Source organism: Actinacidiphila sp. bgisy160 (assembly GCF_057707815.1).
On the sequence record NZ_JBYIQW010000006.1, the window covers coordinates 72,871 to 92,094 of the forward strand.

General features: G+C 73.5%; 22 protein-coding genes. 14 read left to right on the top strand and 8 right to left on the bottom strand.

Features of this window, described 5'->3' with window-relative positions; translation table 11 throughout:
* Positions 1-6 precede the first annotated feature (6 nt).
* Both AC3EUJ_RS08045 and AC3EUJ_RS08050 read left to right on the top strand, forming a co-directional pair.
* Positions 7-1,254: a sensor histidine kinase gene (locus tag AC3EUJ_RS08045; RefSeq protein ID WP_431960323.1), complete on the top strand. Its 1,248-nt coding sequence runs from the start codon at positions 7-9 to the stop codon at positions 1,252-1,254.
* Complete coding sequence (locus tag AC3EUJ_RS08050) at positions 1,184-1,792, top strand: response regulator (RefSeq protein WP_431960324.1); 609 nt, start codon at positions 1,184-1,186, stop codon at positions 1,790-1,792. The genes AC3EUJ_RS08045 and AC3EUJ_RS08050 overlap by 71 nt, the downstream gene beginning before the upstream one ends.
* 127 nt (positions 1,793-1,919) lie before the next feature.
* Here AC3EUJ_RS08050 and AC3EUJ_RS08055 read toward each other — a convergent pair whose 3' ends face one another.
* A complete protein-coding gene (locus tag AC3EUJ_RS08055) occupies positions 1,920-2,744 on the bottom strand; it encodes a transglutaminase-like and tetratricopeptide repeat-containing protein (protein ID WP_431960325.1) in 825 nt (274 codons plus the stop codon).
* 10 nt (positions 2,745-2,754) lie between these two features.
* Positions 2,755-3,780, bottom strand: a complete 1,026-nt coding sequence (locus tag AC3EUJ_RS08060) for a GNAT family N-acetyltransferase (protein WP_431960438.1) — start codon at positions 3,778-3,780, stop codon at positions 2,755-2,757.
* 113 nt (positions 3,781-3,893) lie between these two features.
* Here AC3EUJ_RS08060 and fdxA point away from each other — a divergent pair, with 113 nt between their 5' ends.
* Both fdxA and dapC read left to right on the top strand, forming a co-directional pair.
* Positions 3,894-4,214 (top strand): ferredoxin, encoded by a 321-nt coding sequence (fdxA, locus tag AC3EUJ_RS08065; RefSeq protein WP_018561461.1) that lies wholly within the window; start codon positions 3,894-3,896, stop codon positions 4,212-4,214.
* A gap of 94 nt (positions 4,215-4,308) precedes the next feature.
* Positions 4,309-5,421 carry a succinyldiaminopimelate transaminase gene (gene dapC / locus AC3EUJ_RS08070; protein WP_431960326.1) on the top strand — a complete coding sequence of 371 codons (1,113 nt, stop codon included), beginning with the start codon at positions 4,309-4,311 and terminating at the stop codon, positions 5,419-5,421.
* 77 nt (positions 5,422-5,498) lie between these two features.
* On the opposite strand, the gene AC3EUJ_RS08075 is transcribed toward dapC, so the two are convergent.
* The gene (locus AC3EUJ_RS08075) at positions 5,499-5,912 is read right to left on the bottom strand and encodes an ATP-binding protein (protein ID WP_431960327.1); all 414 of its coding nucleotides are present in this window, start codon (positions 5,910-5,912) and stop codon (positions 5,499-5,501) included.
* Positions 5,913-6,197: 285 nt separating this feature from the next.
* The gene (locus AC3EUJ_RS08080; RefSeq protein WP_431960328.1) at positions 6,198-7,193 is read right to left on the bottom strand and encodes a VldE C-terminal domain-containing protein; all 996 of its coding nucleotides are present in this window, start codon (positions 7,191-7,193) and stop codon (positions 6,198-6,200) included.
* Between the two features lie 63 nt (positions 7,194-7,256).
* Here AC3EUJ_RS08080 and dapE point away from each other — a divergent pair, with 63 nt between their 5' ends.
* Together dapE and AC3EUJ_RS08090 are read left to right on the top strand one after the other, a co-directional pair.
* Positions 7,257-8,324 (top strand): succinyl-diaminopimelate desuccinylase, encoded by a 1,068-nt coding sequence (gene dapE, locus AC3EUJ_RS08085; protein WP_431960329.1) that lies wholly within the window; start codon positions 7,257-7,259, stop codon positions 8,322-8,324.
* A 141-nt stretch (positions 8,325-8,465) separates the two neighbouring features.
* On the top strand, positions 8,466-9,200 hold the full coding sequence (locus AC3EUJ_RS08090; RefSeq protein ID WP_431960439.1) for an LOG family protein: 735 nt from the start codon (positions 8,466-8,468) through the stop codon (positions 9,198-9,200).
* Positions 9,201-9,210: 10 nt separating this feature from the next.
* Here AC3EUJ_RS08090 and folP read toward each other — a convergent pair whose 3' ends face one another.
* Positions 9,211-10,071, bottom strand: coding sequence for a dihydropteroate synthase (gene folP / locus AC3EUJ_RS08095; protein WP_431960330.1), 861 nt, complete (start codon positions 10,069-10,071; stop codon positions 9,211-9,213).
* A 123-nt stretch (positions 10,072-10,194) separates the two neighbouring features.
* Between folP and AC3EUJ_RS08100 the strand changes: the two genes are divergently transcribed.
* Positions 10,195-10,575, top strand: a complete 381-nt coding sequence (locus AC3EUJ_RS08100) for a cell division protein DivIVA (protein WP_431960331.1) — start codon at positions 10,195-10,197, stop codon at positions 10,573-10,575.
* Positions 10,572-11,162 carry a DNA-3-methyladenine glycosylase I gene (locus AC3EUJ_RS08105; protein ID WP_431960332.1) on the top strand — a complete coding sequence of 197 codons (591 nt, stop codon included), beginning with the start codon at positions 10,572-10,574 and terminating at the stop codon, positions 11,160-11,162. The genes AC3EUJ_RS08100 and AC3EUJ_RS08105 overlap by 4 nt, the downstream gene beginning before the upstream one ends.
* Before the next feature lie 37 nt (positions 11,163-11,199).
* On the opposite strand, the gene chcB is transcribed toward AC3EUJ_RS08105, so the two are convergent.
* Positions 11,200-11,997: a 2-cyclohexenylcarbonyl CoA isomerase gene (chcB, locus tag AC3EUJ_RS08110; RefSeq protein WP_431960440.1), complete on the bottom strand. Its 798-nt coding sequence runs from the start codon at positions 11,995-11,997 to the stop codon at positions 11,200-11,202.
* 262 nt (positions 11,998-12,259) lie between these two features.
* On the opposite strand from chcB, the gene AC3EUJ_RS08115 reads away from it, so the two are divergent.
* Positions 12,260-12,427, top strand: a complete 168-nt coding sequence (locus AC3EUJ_RS08115; protein ID WP_018561471.1) for a DUF3117 domain-containing protein — start codon at positions 12,260-12,262, stop codon at positions 12,425-12,427.
* A gap of 124 nt (positions 12,428-12,551) precedes the next feature.
* On the opposite strand, the gene AC3EUJ_RS08120 is transcribed toward AC3EUJ_RS08115, so the two are convergent.
* On the bottom strand, positions 12,552-13,217 hold the full coding sequence (locus AC3EUJ_RS08120; protein ID WP_431960441.1) for an O-methyltransferase: 666 nt from the start codon (positions 13,215-13,217) through the stop codon (positions 12,552-12,554).
* A 136-nt stretch (positions 13,218-13,353) separates the two neighbouring features.
* Here AC3EUJ_RS08120 and sigE point away from each other — a divergent pair, with 136 nt between their 5' ends.
* From sigE to AC3EUJ_RS08145, 5 genes are all read left to right on the top strand, one after another.
* On the top strand, positions 13,354-14,130 hold the full coding sequence (sigE, locus tag AC3EUJ_RS08125) for an RNA polymerase sigma factor SigE (protein WP_431960333.1): 777 nt from the start codon (positions 13,354-13,356) through the stop codon (positions 14,128-14,130).
* Entirely contained in the window at positions 14,127-15,095 is a 969-nt protein-coding gene (locus AC3EUJ_RS08130; RefSeq protein WP_431960334.1) for an anti-sigma factor family protein, read from the top strand. Before sigE ends, AC3EUJ_RS08130 begins: the two co-directional genes overlap by 4 nt.
* A 69-nt stretch (positions 15,096-15,164) precedes the next feature.
* Entirely contained in the window at positions 15,165-16,652 is a 1,488-nt protein-coding gene (locus AC3EUJ_RS08135) for a S1C family serine protease (RefSeq protein WP_431960335.1), read from the top strand.
* 133 nt (positions 16,653-16,785) lie between these two features.
* Positions 16,786-17,232 carry a sec-independent translocase gene (locus AC3EUJ_RS08140; protein ID WP_431960336.1) on the top strand — a complete coding sequence of 149 codons (447 nt, stop codon included), beginning with the start codon at positions 16,786-16,788 and terminating at the stop codon, positions 17,230-17,232.
* A gap of 78 nt (positions 17,233-17,310) precedes the next feature.
* Complete coding sequence (locus AC3EUJ_RS08145) at positions 17,311-17,922, top strand: hypothetical protein (protein WP_431960337.1); 612 nt, start codon at positions 17,311-17,313, stop codon at positions 17,920-17,922.
* 93 nt (positions 17,923-18,015) lie between these two features.
* Here AC3EUJ_RS08145 and AC3EUJ_RS08150 read toward each other — a convergent pair whose 3' ends face one another.
* Positions 18,016-19,200: an Mrp/NBP35 family ATP-binding protein gene (locus tag AC3EUJ_RS08150; protein ID WP_431960338.1), complete on the bottom strand. Its 1,185-nt coding sequence runs from the start codon at positions 19,198-19,200 to the stop codon at positions 18,016-18,018.
* Between the last annotated feature and the right edge of the window lie 24 nt (positions 19,201-19,224).

The window sequence follows — 19,224 nt, forward strand, 5'->3', positions numbered from 1 at the left end:
AGGAACGTGGCCGTCGGAGCGACGCAGCAGCCGGAGGCCGCCGAGGCCCGGAACGCCCCGGCGATCGGCCGGGCCCCGGAGAACCGCCGCCAGGCCCTGATCAAGCTGGTCTGGGTGGCCATGTGGATGCTCTACCTCGGCGCCCCGGTCAGCGATCTCGCCGAGGGCGGCCGCGGCCTCACCGCGACCGTGCTCGGCTGGCTCGGGCTCGCCGCGTTCGTCGCCGTCTACCTGGGCATCGTCTTCCTGCGGACCAACGCCGAACACCAGCCGCGCCGGGTGTACGGGCAGCTCCTGCTGCTCGGCGCGCTGGCCCTGCTGATGACCCTCACCCTCGGCGACGACTTCCTCGTCCTGTTCGTCTACCTCGCCGTGGGCTGCGGGGCGGTGCTGCCCAGCCGCCAGGCGCACTGGGCGATCCCACCGGTCACGGCGGTGCTCGCGGGCGTCGCGGGACTCACCGGGGCGGGCGAGGGCCTGGTGATCTCGCTGCTCGTGCCGTGCCTGCTCGGCGGCTACGCCATGACCGGGGTGCGCCAGTTGGTGCGGACCACCCGCGAACTGCGCGAGGCCCGGGCGGCGGTGGCCCAGCTCGCCGCCACGGAGGAGCGGCTGCGGCTCGCCCGCGACCTGCACGACCTGCTCGGCCACTCACTGTCGCTGATCACCCTCAAGAGCGAACTGGCCGGACGCATGCTGCCCGGCCGCCCCGAGGACGCCGCCGCGCAGGTCGCCGACATCGAGCGGGTCAGCCGGCAGGCCCTGGTGGACGTCCGGGAGGCCGTCAGCGGCTATCGCATGCCCACCCTGGCCGCCGAGCTCGCCGGCGCCCGCGGCGCCCTGCGGGCCGCCGGCGTCCGCGCCGGGCTGCCCGCGACGGTGGCCGCCCCGCTCACCCCGGAGGCCGAGGGAGCCCTGGCCTGGGCCCTGCGCGAGGCCGTCACCAACGTCGTACGGCACAGCGGCGCCTCCCGCTGCACGGTCACCGTGGCCGAGGACGACGGCACGGTACGGCTCACCGTCGCCGACGACGGCCGTGGCGCCGGCCCCGGCGGCACACGGCGGGGCAACGGCCTGACGGGCCTGGAGGAGCGCCTGGAGCTCGCCGGTGGCCGTCTGGAGACCGCCGCGGACGGCGGCTTCACCCTCCGCGCCGTCGTCCCGGCCGACTACGCTCACGCCCATGATCCGGGTGCTGCTGGCGGAGGACCAGGCGATGGCGCGGGAGGCCCTGGCAGCGCTGCTGGGGCTTGAGGACGACATCGAGGTGGTCGCGCAGGTCGCCCGCGGCGAGGACGTCGTCGGCGCGGCCCGCGCCGCGGGCGTGCAGGTCGCCCTCCTCGACATCGAGATGCCCGGCGCGATGACCGGCCTCGACGCGGCTGCCGCGGTGCGGGCGGAACTGCCCGGGGTGCGCGTCGTCATCGTCACCACGTTCGGCCGGCCCGGGTACCTGCGCCGCGCCATGGAGGCGGGCGCCGACGCGTTCCTGGTCAAGGACGCGCCCGCGGGGGAACTCGCGGAGGCGGTGCGCGGGGTGCTGCGGGGGGAGAAGGTCATCGACCCGGTGCTCGCGGCGGCCGCGCTGTCGGAGGGGGCCGACCCCCTCACCCCGCGGGAGCGCGACGTCCTGCGCGCGGCCGCCGACGGGTCCCTCAACGCGGACATCGCCCGCCGCCTCCACCTCTCCGAGGGGACCGTCCGCAACTACCTGTCCACCGCGATCCAGAAGACCGCGGCCCGCAACCGCGCCGAAGTGGTCCGCATCGCGCTGGAGCGCGGCTGGCTCTAGCCGGTTCGGCTCCCCGTCCGACTCGCGCCCGAAGGGCGCGAGACGAACCCGTGCCCGAGAACCGGCGGCACCCCGGCACCCAGCACCGCCGACCGGGACCACCAGCACCGTTCGCACCCCTACGTGGTCAGTTCAGGAGCGCGCGGGCGGCCCGCGCCTGTCGCCGCAACGCCGTCGCGGCGGACGGCTCCGCCTCGGCGAGCACGTCCGCGTACGCCTCCATCTCCGCCGCGCCCCGCGCGAAGTCCCCCTTTCGCACCAGCAGTTGCGCGTGCTCGAAGCGCAGCCGCGCCGGATGGTGCGGCAGCAGCAGCGCCAGCTCGACCGCCCACAGTTGCGTGGCCAGGTGCTCCGGCCGCGCCGAGGCCCAGGCACGGATGTTGTTGAGCACGCGCAGCACGATGTCCAGCGGATCCGCCGGCTCCAGCATCGCCGGGGACGGCGCGGTCCCCGTCGCGCCCGCCACCAGCAGGCGCACGTCCTCCTCGCCGAGCCGCCGGCCGCCGTTGAAGGGGTCGGCCAGCACGAACCCGCCCGCGGGGTCGCCGAAGCCCACGACGAAGTGCCCGGGGAGGGCCACCCCGTGGACCGGCCCGCCGGCCCGCCGGACGACCTCCATCCAGATCACCGACAGCAGGATCGGCAGCCCGCGCCGCCGCCGCAGCACCTCATGCAGCAGCGAGGACTCCAGCCGCTGGTAGTCGGCGGGGGAGCCGCGGTACCCGCAGCGGCGGCCGAGGAGTTCGGCGGCGGCGGCGGCCCAGTCGGCGGGGGCGGCGAGGCCGTACGGCAGGAGCCCGGCGAGGCGGTCGAGTTCCATCTGCGCGGCGTCCGTCCCGGCCTCGTCGAGGGAAGGGTCGGCCGCGGCCCCGATGAGCAGGCACAGGTCCGCGAGGTCGGGGCGCGGCTCGCGGGCGGCCTCGGCGAAGCGCTGCCTGATGGCGTCGTCCATACCGGGTCGCTCACCCTCCCGCGGACAGCGGGCCGCGCCGGTAGTGGTAGGCGTGGTGGGTGGTGAAGCCCATCAGGTCGTAGAGGGCGATCGCGCCCTCGTTGCCGGTCTCGACCTGCAGGTACGCGCCGGAAGCGCCCTCGTCCAGGGCCTTGCGGGCGAGCGCGGCCATCACGGCCCGGGCCAGTCCGCGCCGCCGGTGGGACGGGGCCACCTCGACGGCTCCGAAGGAGGCGAACCGGCCGTCGACGACGCAGCGGCCGATCGCCGCGGGCCCGGTGCCGGCGATGTCGCCGTCTCCCGGCACCGTGGCGAACCACACCGAGGGGCCACCGCTCAGCACCTTCAGTGCCGCGTCGCTCAGGCCACCCGTGCGGTGGTAGCGGGCGAGCCATGCCGCGTCGGCCTCGCGGGACAGGCACACGGCCTCGGCGCCCGGCAGGTCCGCGATCGGCGCCAGGGCGGCCGTACGCAGCAGGGCGTGGCCCTCCGCCGTCCAGCCGAGGCCGTCCAGCGCCTCCGCCAGAGTCTGGTCGGAGTCCTCGCTACCCGTGGTGACCTGCACGTACGCCGGCAGGCCGCGGTCGCCGTACCAGCGGGCGATCCGCGCGACGGCCTCCGTCAGCGGGACACCGGGATCGCCGAGCGGCAGCACGGAGTTGGCGCGCCGGGTGAAGCCGCCGGCGGCCCGGAGCGTCCAGGCGCCCAGCCGGGCGGTCTCCGGTGCGGGCCAGCCGCGGCTGGCGGATTCCTGCAGTTCCCGGGCCGTCGCGCGGGGCGCGCGGGCGCCGCGACGCGCCGGTGCGTCGGGCACGATCTTGCCCGCCACCAGGGACGATTCCGCGATGTGGACGTTTTCGCCGTCCCGACGGGTGACAACAAGCACCCCTTCGTCCCACGATGTGAGAATACCGACGGCGTCGGCGAACACCGGCCGTCCCTCGACGATCTCCGCGATCCTGCGTACCGAAACGCGTTTGCCCACGTCAGAAGGGGTTATGCGCACCTCGAGCCGGCCTCCGGCGGTGAAATCCATGCTCATGACCGCCCCTCCTGTTCGTCTGCTGCCCAAGAACGGAGATACTAGGGGCGGGCATCGACGACGCCGCGCTCCCGCGCGAGACAGCCCTATCGAGGAGGAACGACAGCGTGACCTACGTCATCGCGCAGCCTTGTGTCGACGTCAAGGACAAGGCGTGCATCGAGGAGTGCCCCGTCGACTGCATCTACGAGGGCCAGCGGTCCTTGTACATCCACCCGGACGAATGCGTCGACTGCGGAGCCTGTGAGCCGGTCTGCCCGGTGGAGGCCATCTTCTACGAGGATGACACCCCGGAGGAGTGGAAGGACTACTACAAGGCGAACGTCGAGTTCTTCGACGAGCTCGGCTCGCCCGGTGGTGCCTCCAAGCTCGGGCTGATCGAGCGCGACCACCCCTTCATCGCCGCCCTGCCCCCGCAGGGCGAGTGACCCGAGAATCGCGGGCGGTCCCGCACGGCACGGCGCCGTGCGGGACCGCCGTGTTCCAGGCAGCGGCAGGCCGCGGGCCTGCGAGGAACGGAAAGTGAGCACCACCGTGGCGCAGCCAGTCTCGTCCAGACTCCCCGTCTTCCCGTGGGACCGGCTCGAACCGTACAAGGCCACGGCCGCCGCGCACCCCGGCGGCATCGTCGACCTGTCGGTCGGCACCCCGGTCGACCCGGTCCCGCACATCGTGCAGCGTGCCCTGGCGGGGGCGGCGGACAGCCCCGGGTACCCGACCGTGTGGGGGACGCCCGAGCTGCGCGCCGCCATCACCGGATGGGCCGCCCGGCGGCTGGGCGCCGCCGGGCTGACCGACGCGCACGTGCTGCCGGTCGTCGGCTCCAAGGAGCTGGTCGCCTGGCTGCCGACCCAACTGGGCCTCGGGGCGGGCGACAAGGTGGCCCACCCGCGGCTGGCCTACCCGACGTACGAGGTCGGGGCGCGGCTGGCGGGCGCCGAGCCGGTGGTCTACGACGACCCGACCGAGCCCGACCCGGCCGGGCTGCGGCTGCTGTGGCTCAACAGCCCCTCCAACCCCACCGGTCGTGTGCTGTCCAAGGACGAGCTGACCCGTGCCGTCGCCTGGGCGCGTGAGAACGGCGTGCTGGTGTTCAGCGACGAGTGCTACCTGGAGCTGGGCTGGGACGCCGCCCCGGTCTCGGTCCTGCACCCGGACGTCTGCGGCGGTTCCTACGAGGGCATCGTGGCCGTCCACTCGCTGTCCAAGCGCTCCAATCTGGCCGGCTACCGCTCGGCCTTCCTCCTCGGAGACCCGGCGGTGCTCGGCGAGCTGCTGCAGATCCGCAAGCACGGCGGCATGATGACGCCCGCCCCGGTGCAGGCCGCCACGGTCGCCGCGCTCGGGGACGACGCCCACGTGGCCCGGCAGCGGGAGCGCTACGCGCGGCGGCGGGCGGCCCTGCGGGAGGCCTTCGAGGCCGCCGGCTTCCGGATAGAGCACAGCGAGGCGAGCCTGTACCTGTGGGCGACGCGCGACGAGTCCTGCTGGGACACCGTCGCGGATCTGTCCAAGCAGGGCATCCTCGTGGCGCCCGGCGAGTTCTACGGCGCGGCGGGGGAGCGGTTCGTCCGGGTTGCCTTCACGGCCACCGACGAGCGGGTGGCGGCGGCGGTGCGCCGGCTGTCCTCCTGAGCCGCGAGGTCACCACGACGGCGCGAAGGGCCCGGGGAGCACCGCTCCCCGGGCCCTTTCGGCGCCGCTGTGGGGGGTCAGCCGCCGATGGGGAGCCCCTGCACGGGCAGCCGGCCGGCGGAGGGCAGGCCGCCCGGCAGCCCGGAGCCCTCGGCGGTCCTCCCGAGCTCCTGGGCGGCGCCGCCGACGGTCTTGGCGACCTGCGTCGCGGCGCCCCCGGCGGCCGGCTGGGCGCTCTTGGCCAGGCCGCCGACGGTGCCCGACGTGACGGGCAGCGCCTCCTGCACGGTCTTCACGGCGCCGGACTGCTTGGCCACGCCGTTCACGGTGCCGGTGAGCTCGGGGGTCTTGTCCACGTTGGTCAGCCCACCCAGGTCGCCGACCTGCGGCAGCTCGGCGGCGGACGCGGCACCGGCACCGATGAGAGGAGCCGCGGCCGCGCCGACCAGCAGGGCGGCCCGGGCGATCCGACGCGCGAGGGGGAGAGACATGGTGCTCCTTTTACGGAGAGACGACGGTTTCGACGTGACATGTCCGCGGGGCGGACGTCGTGACTACCGCGTGAAGGGGGTCGGAGGTTGCGGCCGCCAAGAGTAAAGACTTGGTAATGCGGACGGATTCCCGGGGTGGTGAAGCGGAGCAATTCGGACGGAGCCGGAAGTGCCGCGGAAACGTCGCAGCCCTAGATCAGAAGCTTTTTTCGCACCCCCGAACGAGGGGATTCACATCTGATGGGTTTGGCGTATCAATCACCCGCCTGGGGGTGAATGCCCGCACTATTGCGCGACGGTGATCCTGACGTCGCCCGCGGTCTCGCGCGCGGCGCCGGAATTCGACGCCGTCCACCCCCGTTCGGATGCCTTCGCCGACCACTCGCGGTCGTCGAAGGACACCTTCTCCACCTTCAGTTCATGCGCGTGGGCCACCGCCCACTGGGCCAGCTCCCAGCCCCGCCGGCGTTCGTCGCCGCGCTCCTCGTTCCCCGCCGGGGCGGACGGCACGGCCACCGTGCGCCGCGCCGGATGGCCGCCCCGCGCACCGTTCTTGGCGTCCCGCGCGAACTCGCCGTCCGGGTCCGCGGGCGTCTCGGTGGTCCGCGGCGCCACATCGGCCCCGAACTCCCGCACCAGCCGTTCCCGCACCTTCGCCGGGTCGCCCCCGGAGACCGTCCCCGCGGCCTTCGCGGTGACGCAGCTCAGCGCCCCGGCGTGCCGGCCGGTCAGCGCGCCGGCCAGCAGCGCGGCGTCCCCCTCGTGCTTGGCGTACGCCTGCGGGAAGCCGCTCTTCTGCACCTTCTGCGCGGCCACCGTGAGGGGGAGCCGGGAATACCCGTGGATCTTCACCAGCCCGTCGAAGAATTCGTTGGAGGCGTAGACCGGGTCCATGATCTGTGCGGCCGTGCCCCAGCCCTGCGAAGGGCGCTGCTGGAACAGCCCCACCGAGTCGCGGTCGCCGTGGTCGAGGTTGCGCAGCGCCGACTCCTGCATCGACGTGGCCAGCGCTATCGTCACCGCCCGCTCCGGCAGCCCGCGCGAGGTCGCCACCGCGGCGATCGTCGAGGCGTTCGCCGCCTGCTGCGGCTCCAGCGTCAGGCTGCCGGCCTCCGTGGTGACCGTGCAGGCCGGGCGGCGCGGACCGACGCCGACGAGGTGGTACGCGGCGTAGCCCGCGACCCCCAGCAGGACCAGGCCCGCGGTGACCAGACGGGCTGCGCGCCCCCGCCTGCGGGGGGCGCGTGCGGCGGGTGTCGAGGTCGACGGTGGCTTCGGCACGCGCACACCGTACCGAAGCCTGCTGTGCCGGGGCCCCGTCCGGCCCCCGGTAGGGTCGGCGGCATGGAACGGCCCGTGCTCGATCTCAGTCAGGACGCCGCCGCCGTGACGGCGCAACTCGTCGACATCCCCTCCGTCAGCCTCGCCGAGAAGCCGCTCGCGGACGCCGTGGAGAGCGCCCTGCGCGCCCTGCCGCACCTGACGGTGGACCGGGACGGGGACGCCGTCGTCGCCCGCACCCGGCTCGGCAGAGCCGAGCGGGTCGTGCTCGCCGGGCACCTGGACACCGTGCCGATCGCCGAGAACGTGCCCTCCCGCCTCGACGGGGACGGGGTCCTGTGGGGCTGCGGCACCTCCGACATGAAGTCCGGGGTCGCCGTCCAGCTGCGACTGGCCGCCACCCTCACCGCGCCCAGCCGCGACCTGACCTTCGTCTTCTACGACGCCGAGGAGATCGCGGCGGAGCGCAACGGACTGAGGAGGCTCGCCGAGTACCACCCGGAGTGGCTGGCCGGGGACTTCGCCGTCCTCCTGGAGCCCACCGGCGCCAAGGTCGAGGGCGGCTGCCAGGGCACCCTGCGGGTCCGCGTGGAGACCACCGGCCGGCGCGCCCACTCCGCGCGCAGCTGGCTGGGCGAGAACGCCATCCACAAGGCCGCGCCCGTGCTGGCCCGGCTGGCCGCCTACGAGCCGCGGAAGGCGGTCGTTGACGGCCTCACCTACCGCGAGGGCCTCAACGCGGTCATGATCGAGGGCGGTCACGCCGGCAACGTGATCCCCGACTCCTGCGCGGTGATCGTCAACTTCCGCTTCGCCCCCGACCGTTCCGAGGCGGAGGCGTTCGCCCACGTCCGCGAGGTCTTCGAGGGCTACGACGTGCGGCTGACCGACAGCGCCCCCGGAGCCCTGCCGGGCCTGTCCCACCCGGTGGCGGCCGCCTTCGTCCAGGCCATCGGCACCGAGCCCGCGCCCAAGGAGGCCTGGACCGACGTCGCGCGCTTCTCCGCCCTCGGTGTCCCGGCGGTGAACTACGGCCCCGGCGACCCCAGGCTCGCCCACACCCGCGAGGAGCACGTCGCCGTCGCCGACGTCCTGGAGGCGGAGGAGAAGCTGCGCGCCTGGCTGTCGTAACGAGCAATTCAGCGGCGCGTTCTTGATCCGCCCGGCGGACGCGGTCGTACCCTGACCGGACGGCAGCGAAAGGAGCGCGACATGGACAGTGACGCGGAGGAGGCGGCCGCCGCCGAGACAGCCGCGGCGGAGGGCCGCCCCATGGGGCGCGGCTGGCCCGAGCGCCAGACCGGTCCCGTGGTGCGGCGCCGGGGCCAGGTGCAGAAGTCGACGACCGACCAGCGGCTGCTGGACACCCGCGGACCATCGGACTGGGTCCACAGCGACCCGTGGCGCGTGATGCGCATCCAGTCCGAGTTCGTCGAGGGCTTCGGCGCGCTCGCCGAACTCGGCAGGGCGGTGAGCGTCTTCGGCTCCGCCCGGGTGGCGGAGGGCACGGCCGACTACGAGACCGGCGTCCGCATCGGCCGCGCCCTGGCCGAGGCCGGTTTCGCCGTCATCACCGGCGGCGGCCCCGGCGCGATGGAGGCGGCCAACCGGGGCGCCTGCGAGGCCGGCGGAGTCTCGGTGGGGCTGGGCATCGAGCTGCCCTTCGAGCAGGGTCTCAACCCCTATGTCGACATCGGCGTGAACTTCCGCTACTTCTTCGTCCGCAAGACGATGTTCGTCAAGTACGCCTCCGGGTTCATCGTCCTGCCGGGCGGCTTCGGCACCCTCGACGAGCTCTTCGAGGCCCTGACGCTGGTCCAGACCCGCAAGGTCACGCAATTCCCCATCGTCCTGTTCGGCTCCGCCTACTGGCGCGGCCTGGTCGACTGGGTCCGCGACTCCGTCGTGGCCGGCGGCAAGGCCTCCCCCGTCGACCTGGAACTGCTCCACGTCACGGACGATGTCGACGAGGCGGTCGCGCTGGTGACCAAGGAGATCGGCGACTGACCTGCGGGCCCTACGCCAGCCCCCGCCGGGCGACCGCCGGGGGCCGGTGTCCCGCGATCGAGGCCACCATGTCCAGCACCTGACGGGTCTCGGCGACCTCGTGCACCCGGTACACCCGGGCGCCCAGCCACGCCGAGACGGCGGTCGTGGCCAGGGTGCCGATCAGCCGATCCTTGACAGGGCGGTCCAGGGTCTCGCCCACGAAGTCCTTGTTGGACAGCGAGACCAGCACCGGCCAGCCCGTGGCCCTCATCTCCGGCAGCCGCCGGGTCGCCTCCAGCGAGTGCCGGGTGTTCTTCCCGAAGTCGTGGCCGGGGTCGATGAGGATGCCGTCCCGCCGCACGCCGAGCGCGGCCGCCCGCTCGGCGAGGCCCACGGTCACCTTCAGGATGTCGGCCATCACGTCCTCGTAGCCCACCCGGTGCGGCCGGGTCCGCGGCCGCGCGCCCCCCGCGTGGGTGCAGACCAGGCCGGCGCCGTGCTTCGCGGCGACCTCGGCGAGCCGGGGGTCGACGCCGCCCCAGGCGTCGTTGAGCAGGTCCGCGCCGGCCTCGCAGACCGCCTCGCCGACCTCGTGGCGCCAGGTGTCGACACTGATCACCACGTCGGGGTGGCGCCTGCGTACCTCGGCGACGAAACCGGCGGTCCTGCGGATCTCCTCCTGAGCCGAGACCTCCTCGCCCGGGCCCGCCTTCACCCCGCCGACGTCGATGATCGCGGCACCCTCCGCGATCGCGCGCTCGACGCGTTCCAGGGCCGGTGCGTCGGTGAACGTGGCGCCCTGGTCGTAGAACGAGTCCGGCGTCCGGTTCACGATCGCCATGATCACGGGCTCGTGCTCGCCGAATTCCCGTGTGCCCAGCCGCAGCATGTCGCGCCTGCCTCCCTCGAAATGTCGTACGCCGATCGAAGATAGTCGCCGACCGCACACCGCGCGCACGGCGCGACGTGGCACGATCGTGGCGTACACGTCGGGCCGACCCCGGGAGAGGTCTTGTTCTGGTTCTTGCTCATCGCGTTGGTCGCGGTGGTCGCCGCGGTCGCCCTCGCGGTGCTCGGCGACGGCGGGGTGCTCCGTGACGTGGAGCCGGACCGGGTGGACGACCGGCTGCCGCCGGAGCGGCCGGTGGGCCGCGCGGACGTCGAGCGGCTGCGCCTGCCGGTGACCGTACGCGGTTACCGCATGGTGGACGTCGACGACGTGCTGGAGCGCCTCGGCGCGGAACTGGCCCAGCGCGACGCCCACATCGCCGACCTGGAGGCCGCGCTGGCCGGCGCCCACGCCACCCGGCTCGGCGGCCACTCGCTGGTCAAGGACGCCGACGACGTTCCGCGAGCCCCCGAGGACCCGCGTGCCCCGGGGAGCGAGCTGTGAGCGACGGCGACGTGGTGACCGGCCCGGACGGCCTGGCGCGCTGCCCGTGGGGGCTGTCCACCGACGATTACGTCGAGTACCACGACACCGAGTGGGGCCGCCCGGTGCACGGCGAGGGGGCCCTCTACGAGCGGCTGTCCCTGGAGGCCTTCCAGTCGGGCCTGTCGTGGATCACGATCCTGCGTCGCCGCGAGGGCTTCCGGAAGGCCTTCGCCGGCTTCTCCCCGGATGCCGTCGCCGCCTTCACCGACGAGGACCGGGAGCGGCTGCTCGCCGACACCGGCATCATCCGCAACCGCGCGAAGATCGACGCCGCCGTCGCCAACGCGCGCGCCACCCTGGCGCTGCGCGAGGCTCACGAGGGCGGCCTGGACGCCCTGGTCTGGTCGTACGCGCCGGATCCCGCCGGACGTCCGGCACCCCGCACCGTCGCGGACGTGCCGGCCGTCACGGCGGAGTCCACCGCGCTGGCCAAGGACCTCAAGAAGCGCGGCTTCCGCTTCGTCGGCCCCACCACCGCCTACGCGCTGATGCAGGCCTGCGGCCTGGTGGACGACCACCTGGCCGGCTGCTGCGCCCGCCGCTGAGCGCCCCGGGCGCCCCGGCGCGCCTGCGCCGCCCGGATCAGCGGCCCAGGAAGCGGGGCTTCTCCTTCTTCAGGAAGGCCTCGACGGCGATCCGGTGGTCCTCGGAGGCGCCGGCGGCCGTCTGCAACTCGTCCTCCTTGGCCAGGGTGTCCAGGAGCGAGTGCTCCTCGCCGTACGCGATGGAGGCCTTGACCGCCGCGTAGGCCACCGTCGGGCCCTCGGCGAGCCGGCGGGCGACCGAGACGGCCTCGGCGGCCAGATCGCCGGCCGGCACCAGACGGTTGGCGATGCCCAGCTCGTACGCCTCCTGCGCGCCGATCGTGCGCGGGAAGAGCAGCAGATCGGCGGCGCGGCTGCGGCCGACCAGCCGGGGCAGCGTCCAGGAGGCCCCCGAGTCGGCGGTCAGGGCGACGCCGACGAAGGAGGTGTTGAAGGCGGCGGTGTCGGCGACCACGCGGTAGTCGCAGGCGAAGGCGAAGCCCGCGCCCGCTCCGGCGGCGACCCCGTTGACCCCCGCGACGACGGGCTTGGGCATGGTGGCGATCGCGGTGACGATCGGGTTGTAGTGCTCCCGCACCGTGGACATCACGCCCCCCGGCCCGCCGCCGGCCTCGGCGATGAGTGCGACGTGCTCCTTGAGGTCCTGGCCGACGCAGAAAGCCTTGCCGTTCGCGGTCAGCAGCACGGCCCGCACCGCGGTGTCGGCGCCCGCCGTCTGCAGGGCGTCCCGCAGGGCGACCTTGGTCTCGACGTTCAGCGAATTCATCGCTTCGGGGCGGTTCAGGGTGATGGTGGCGAGCCCGTCGCTCACCTCGTACAGCACGGTGTCGGCCATGTGGTCCCCTTCGTCGCGGCTCACGTTCGGGGTCAGCATGCCGGAGATCGCCCGGCGCGGACATGTGACCTCCGTCAAACGCGCCGGAGAGTGCGATCACCGAAATGGACGGTTTTGCGGGACAGGGTTCTCGAACGGATGGGAACCGATGTTGGTCATCAGGTCACCCGATGCGGGATAATGGCCGAGAACCAATGTGTTCGAGTCCGGTGGCGCCTGGGCCACCGTGTGCGAAGAGCTGGTTTCAGGAAGGGGAACGAGCATGGCGGCCATGAAGCCGCGGACGGGTGATGGCCCGCTCGAGGTGACCAAGGAGGGGCGGAGCATCATCATGCGCGTTCCGCTCGAGGGCGGCGGACGGCTTGTCGTCGAGCTGACTCCGGACGAGGCGGATGCACTCGGCGAGGCTTTGAAGAAGGCCATCGCCTGACAACCGGCCAATCCAAGCCTTGGGCCCCTGGCGGCATGCGCCGGGGGCCCACTTGTTTGTCCGTTCCGCGTTTGCCCTTTGGTGCGCCAGCCCGGAAACGGGTGCATTCCGGGCGGGGGAATGGTCAGCCGCGCCGTACGGCGCAGAGCAGGCCGTCGTCGGTCGGGAGCAGGACGGGGGCGAGGGCCGGGTTGTCCCGTACCGTCCGCATCAGTTCGCGCAGCCGGATCACCTCCGGCTCGGAGTGGGCGGCGTCCATGGAGCGGCCCTGCGCGAAGGCCCCCTCGAAGCAGACCAGTCCGCCGGGACGCAGCAGGCGCAACGATTCGCCCAGGTAGTCCGGGTACTCCAGCCGGTCCCCGTCGCAGAACACCAGGTCGTAGCCGCCGTCGGCGAGCCTGGGGAGGACGTCCAGCGCCCGGCCGGGGATGAAGCGGGCGCGGTTCCCCGCGAACCCCGCCTCCCGGTAGGCGGTGCGGGCGAGCTGCTGGCGGTCCGGTTCGGTGTCGACGGTGGTCAGCACGCCGTCGGGGCGCATGCCGTGCAGCAGGTGGATGCCGGAGACCCCAGTGCCGGTGCCGATCTCCACCACCGCCTTGGCGTCCGTGGCGGCGGCCAGCAGACGCAGCGCCGCGCCGGTGCCGGGGGAGACGGGGCGCAACCCTGCCTCACGAGCTCGCCCGCGGGCTCGTATCAGCGCGTCGTCCTCGGCGACGAAAGCGTCCGCGAACGCCCAGCTCGCCTGCCGGTTGCCGGTAATTGCCCTCTCCTGTCCGCCTGACGGTTGCAGCCCGCCTGGCGACTGTATCCGTTGCGGTCGGGAACCCGCAGATGGGACCGCTCGTTGGTACCTGCGACAGACCTGAACCACAGGAGCCGGGAGCGATGAGCCCGGCATTTATCCGGAGCTAACGGGCGAGGTGGCTATGGTAGGGGCTCTACTGGACACCACCAGAGCCGACAGGGGAGGTGCGGCTGCGGCGGGTCACCGGGGAGTGCTCTCGCGCTTCCGCAGGTCGGCCGGCGAGCCGAAATCCGTGACCAATACAGCTGACGAACGTCCGCGCACCGACGAGTCCGCGACTGTGGCCGCCAACGCGACCTTCGCCACCGACGGGGACAGTCAGGCATGGACCCCCCCTTCCTGGGAGGAGATCGTCAGTACGCACAGTGCCCGGGTCTACCGCCTCGCGTACCGTCTCACCGGAAACCAGCACGACGCCGAGGACCTCACCCAGGAGGTCTTCGTCCGGGTCTTCCGCTCGCTGTCGACGTACACCCCCGGCACCTTCGAGGGCTGGTTGCACCGCATCACCACCAACCTCTTCCTCGACATGGTCCGCCGCCGTCAGCGCATCCGTTTCGACGCCCTGGGCGACGACGCCGCCGAGCGGCTGCCGAGCCGCGAGCCGTCCCCCGCGCAGCACTTCGCCGACACCCACTTCGACGCGGACATCCAGCAGGCGCTGGACACCCTCGCCCCGGAGTTCCGCGCGGCCGTCGTGCTCTGTGACATCGAGGGCCTGTCGTACGAGGAGATCGCCGCGACGCTCGGCGTGAAGCTGGGCACCGTGCGCAGCCGTATCCACCGCGGTCGTTCGCACCTGCGCAAGGCGCTGGAGCACCGTGCGCCGGCCGCCCGTCCGGGCCGTGCGCCCGTCCTGGCCACCGGCCGGCCGGCCCTGGAGGGCGGGAGCACGTGAGCAGCGGTGTCAGCCGGCACTTCACGTGTGCCGACCAGCACTTGGGTGACCATCTCGCCGCCTTCGTCGACGGTGAGCTGCACGACGACGCCCGCGACCGGGTGCTCGCGCACCTGGCGACCTGCCCCGACTGCAAGACCGCTGCCGACGAGCAGCGCCGGATGAAGGACGTGGTGGCCGCCGCGGCGCCGCCCGCCCTCTCCGCCGGCCTGCTCGCCCGCCTCCAGGAGCTGCCCGGGGGTGACGGGGACGGCGGAAGAGGGCCGTTCGGCGACGGCGGACTGATGGAGACGGCCAGCCTCGGCGGTGAACGCCTCGGCGGCGACCTGTTCGGAAAGGCGCGCGAGGAGTTCTCGCTGCCCCTGTCCGCCTCCGTGTCCCGCGGCTTCCGGATCCACGAGAGCGGCCGCTCCGGCGCCGGGGCCGCACCCCTCGGCCCCGCCTCGTCCGCCGCCGCGGTCCGCGGCCGGCGCCGCTTCGCCTTCGCCGCGGCGGGCGCGGTCTCCATGGCGGCCATCGCGCTCGGCGGCGCCCTGCCGCTGGAAGCCGCGGTCGACGCAGCCGGTGGCACCCCGCTCTCCCGCAGCGGCGCGGGCACCCCCGCGGCTCCACTCACCGGCGAGACCGCCCGCGCGGCCGCCGACGTGTGGAGCACGGCCACCAGCGACCTGCTGCACCCCGTCTCCCGCGGCATGCACCCGTACGGCGTCGCCGCACCCGACGGCCACGTGCCCCCCGGTACGCTCACCCGGCCGCTGGGTCTGTCCGGGGACGGCCGGTCACTCCCCGCCCCGGCCGCATCCGTGCTTCCCGGCGTCACCCCGGCACCCGCGGTGGCCCCGCCGGCGACCGCGAGCCCGTCCGTCTCCGCCACCCCGCCGAGCGGCGCGGCGGACTCCCCGGCCGCGCCCGTTCCGCTCGACTCGGTCGTCCCCCTGGTCGGCCACTTCCCCGTGACCCGCTGAGCGGTCGGCTGCGGGCGGCGCCGACTCCTGGTTCAATCCAGGGAGGACTGGTCGTCGTAGGGGAGCACCGTGGACGAGGGGAAGGCCGAAGGGCCGAAGTGGTGGAGCAGGCCGGAGACGGTCGCGCCGGTTCCCCCTGAGCCGCGGGACGGGCCCGCCCCGGACGCGGTCCCCGAGGCACCCGCCGGGCCCTCCGCCGGAGCGGCCCCCCGGCACGCCACTGACGCGTACGACACCCCGCCGTACGGCGAGCCCGGCCCCTGGGCGCCCGCGCCGCCGGTGCAGCCCCCCGCCGGCGCGGCACCGCCGCACCACCCCGCACCCCCGCCGCCCAGCGGCCCGCCGGCGCCCCCGGCCCCGCTGTCCGTCGGCCAGTGGCACCGCTACGACCCCTGGGCGCCCCCGGGCGCCGCCGCGGGCCCGCGGCGTCCCGCCCAGCCCTCGGGGAGCCGCCGTGCCCCGCTGGCGGCCGCCCTGATCGCCGTGACCCTGATCGCGGGGGGCGTCGGCGGGGTGCTGGGCGCCTACGTCCACGACAACGGCGGCACGCCGGACGTGACCCTGCCGCAGGCCACCGCGGGGGCCGGCACCCGCGCCCCGGACAGCATCGCGGGCATCGCGGCCAAGGTCCTGCCCGGCGTCGTCTACATCCACGTCAAGGGCGACGGCGGCGAGGGCACCGGCACCGGCTTCGTGCTGGACGGCGAGGGCCACATCCTCACCAACAACCACGTGGTGGAGAGCGTCGCCAAGAGCGGCACCATCTCGGTGACCTTCAACGGCGGCCAGGTGAAGCCCGCCACGATCGTGGGTCACGACACCGGCTACGACCTGGCGGTCATCAAGGTCGGCGGCGTCGCGGGACTCCACCCGCTGACCCTCGGCGACTCCGACGCGGCCCAGGTCGGCGACCCGGTCGTCGCCATCGGTGCCCCGTACGGCCTCGAGGGCACCGTGACCTCCGGCATCATCAGCGCCACCCAGCGCCCGATCACCGCGGGCGGGGAGACCAGCAGCAGCGACGTCAGCTACGTCGACGCCATCCAGACCGACGCCCCGATCAACCCCGGGAACTCCGGCGGTCCGCTGGTCGACGCCAAGGGGCTGGTCATCGGGATCAACAGCGCCATCCGCTCGGCGGACAGCGGCTCCGACCCCTTCGGCAACAGCAGCCAGGGCGGGAGCATCGGCCTCGGCTTCGCGATCCCGGTCAACCAGGCCAAGCGGGTGGCCGAGCAGCTGATCAACGACGGCAAGGCCACCCACCCGGTGATCGGCGTCAGCATCAACCTGCAGTACTCCGGCGACGGCGCCCAGGTCAGCCCCGAGGGCCAGGGCGAGGGGGACTCGGTGACCCCGAACGGCCCGGGCGCCAAGGCGGGCATCGAGCCGGGCGACGTGATCACCGCCATCGACGGCAAGCGGGTGCACAGCGGCGAGGAGCTGATCGTGCGGATCCGCGCCCACCGGCCCGGCGACACGCTGCAGCTGACCTTGAAGCGGGACGGCAAGCAGCGCGCCGTGGAGCTGACCCTGGGCTCAGCCGGCGGGAGCTGAGCACGGCGCATTCGGGATTTACCGGGCCGCGGCCTACTGTTGACCGTGCCCACTCCCGTGCGGACGGTTGGGGCAGGTACGGTGAGATCCGCCGGATTCCGTCCATCGGCCGAGGACCACGAGGAGCTGCACGGTGTTTTCAGACATAGGCGCGCTGGAGGTCGTCGCGCTCGTGATCCTTGCCGTGCTCGTGTTCGGGCCGGACAAGCTGCCCAAGGTCATCAGGGACGTGATGCAGTTCATCCGCAAGGTGCGGGAGTTCTCGGACAGCGCGAAGGCGGACATCCGCAACGAGCTGGGCCCGGAGTTCAAGGACTTCGAATTCGAGGACCTGCACCCGAAGAACTTCGTCCGCAAGCAGCTGCTGGACAACGACGAGCTGGGCCTGAAGGAGATCCGCAACGGGTTCGACTTCAAGGAGGAGATGTCGGCGGTCACCGACGCCGTGCACGGCCGCGAGAGCGGCGGCGGCTCGGCTTCCGCAGGCTCCTCGGGCTCCTCGGGCACTCCTGACCTGCTGCGCAAGCGCGACGGCCTGACGCCCGGCGAGGCCCCGCCGTTCGATTCCGACGCCACCTGAGACGGGGGCCTGCCCCGTTCACGCAGCGCGAGTGGCTATTCTCCCTTTGTTTGCCCTTATGGAGGAGGCGCCGCGCGTATGGAGACCACAGCTGACCCGGCGGATCGTACGGTCGGCGGCCATCTCAAGGCCGACTTCCCCTGGTACGGGCTGGACGAGGCATTCACCGGCGACCGCTGGCTCGCCCCCGTCGGCATGAGCGCCGACGGCACGGTCGAGCACGGCTCCACCGGCCACGGCGACGAACCGTCCGTGAAGGTCGAGCCCACGCCCGACAACCGCCGCTTCGTGGTGGTCGTCACGGTCGCCGACCGCCCGGTGCGGCACAGCTCGGACGGCACCGGCGTGCTGGAGGCCACCTCGGTCGCCTCGGCGGCCTGGCTGGCGGGCTCGGGACTGCTGTCCTGCACCTGGCCCACCCAGATGGAACGGCACCTGCGGCAGGACTGGCTCGACCAGCAGACCGCCATCGCCTGGGACCTCGCGGACCATCTCGAGGGACCCGTCTGGTCGGAGCTCAGCCTGCCGGTGGACGGCGTCCCCACGCCCTTCCACTACCGGGAGTCCGAGTACGGCTGGGTGATGGCCGGATCGGCGCGCGGGGTGCACCTGGGTGCCTTCGGGCGCGGGATGAGTGCCTACGGCCTCGGCCTGGCCCAGGTGAAGGACATCACCACGTACCGGCCGTGACAGACGGCTCAGGGGCGCTTCCCGGCCCGGGAGGCGCCCCTGAGGTGTTCCGGGGCCGGTCGCGGCCGCCCGCCGGTGATCGCAGGTGCCGGATCAGAACTTGTTGCGCGGCGTGATGCCCAGCGACAGGCCGGCCAGACCGCGCTGGCGCCCGCCGAGCTTGCCCGCGATGGCCCGCAGGGCCGAGCCGGCCGGGGACTGCGGGTCGGTCAGGACGACCGGGCGGCCGTCGTCGCCGCCCTCGCGCAGTCGCACGTCGATGGGGATCTGCCCGAGCACCGGCACGGTGGCGCCGGTGGTGCGGGTCAGGCCCTCGGCGACCCGCTCGCCGCCGCCGGTGCCGAAGACGTCGACCATCTCGCCGCAGTGCGGGCAGGGCAGCCCGGACATGTTCTCGATGACGCCGACGATCTTCTGGTGGGTCTGCACGGCGATGGTGCCCGCGCGCTCGGCGACCTCGGCCGCCGCCTGCTGGGGCGTGGTCACCACGAGGATCTCGGCGTTCGGCACCAGCTGCGCGACGGAGATCGCGATGTCGCCCGTGCCGGGCGGCAGGTCGAGCAGCAGCACGTCCAGGTCGCCCCAGTAGACGTCGGCGAGGAACTGCTGCAGTGCCCGGTGGAGCATCGGGCCGCGCCACACCACCGGGGCGTTGCCCGGGGTGAACATGCCGATGGAGATGACCTTCACGCCGTTGGCCGAGGGCGGCATGATCATGTTCTCGACCTGGGTCGGACGGCCGTCCGCGCCCAGCATCCGCGGCACGCTGTGGCCGTAGATGTCGGCGTCGACCACACCGACCTTCAGGCCGTCGGCGGCCATCGCGGCCGCCAGGTTGACCGTCACCGAGGACTTGCCGACACCGCCCTTGCCGGAGGCGACCGCGTACACCCGGGTCAGCGATCCGGGCTTGGCGAACGGGATCTCCCGCTCCGCCTGCCCGCCGCGCAGCGAGGTGGCCAGCTCGCGGCGCTGCTCGTCGCTCATCACGTCCAGCTCGACGGTCACCCCGGTGACCCCGGAGACCTTCGACACGGCGGTGGTCACCAGGCTGGTGATGGTGTCCCGCAGCGGGCAGCCCGACACCGTCAGGTACACGGCCACCCGCACCGCGCCGTCGTCCGCGATGTCCACGGACTTGACCATGCCCAGGTCGGTGATCGGCTTGTGGATCTCGGGATCGTTCACCGTCGCGAGCGCGGCGCGCACCGCGTCGGGCGAGGGGGAGGAGCCTGGGGGTGCCTCCCAGGCCGAAGTCTCTGGGGGTTCGGTAGCCATGCGTCGATGGTACGTCCCGCACCG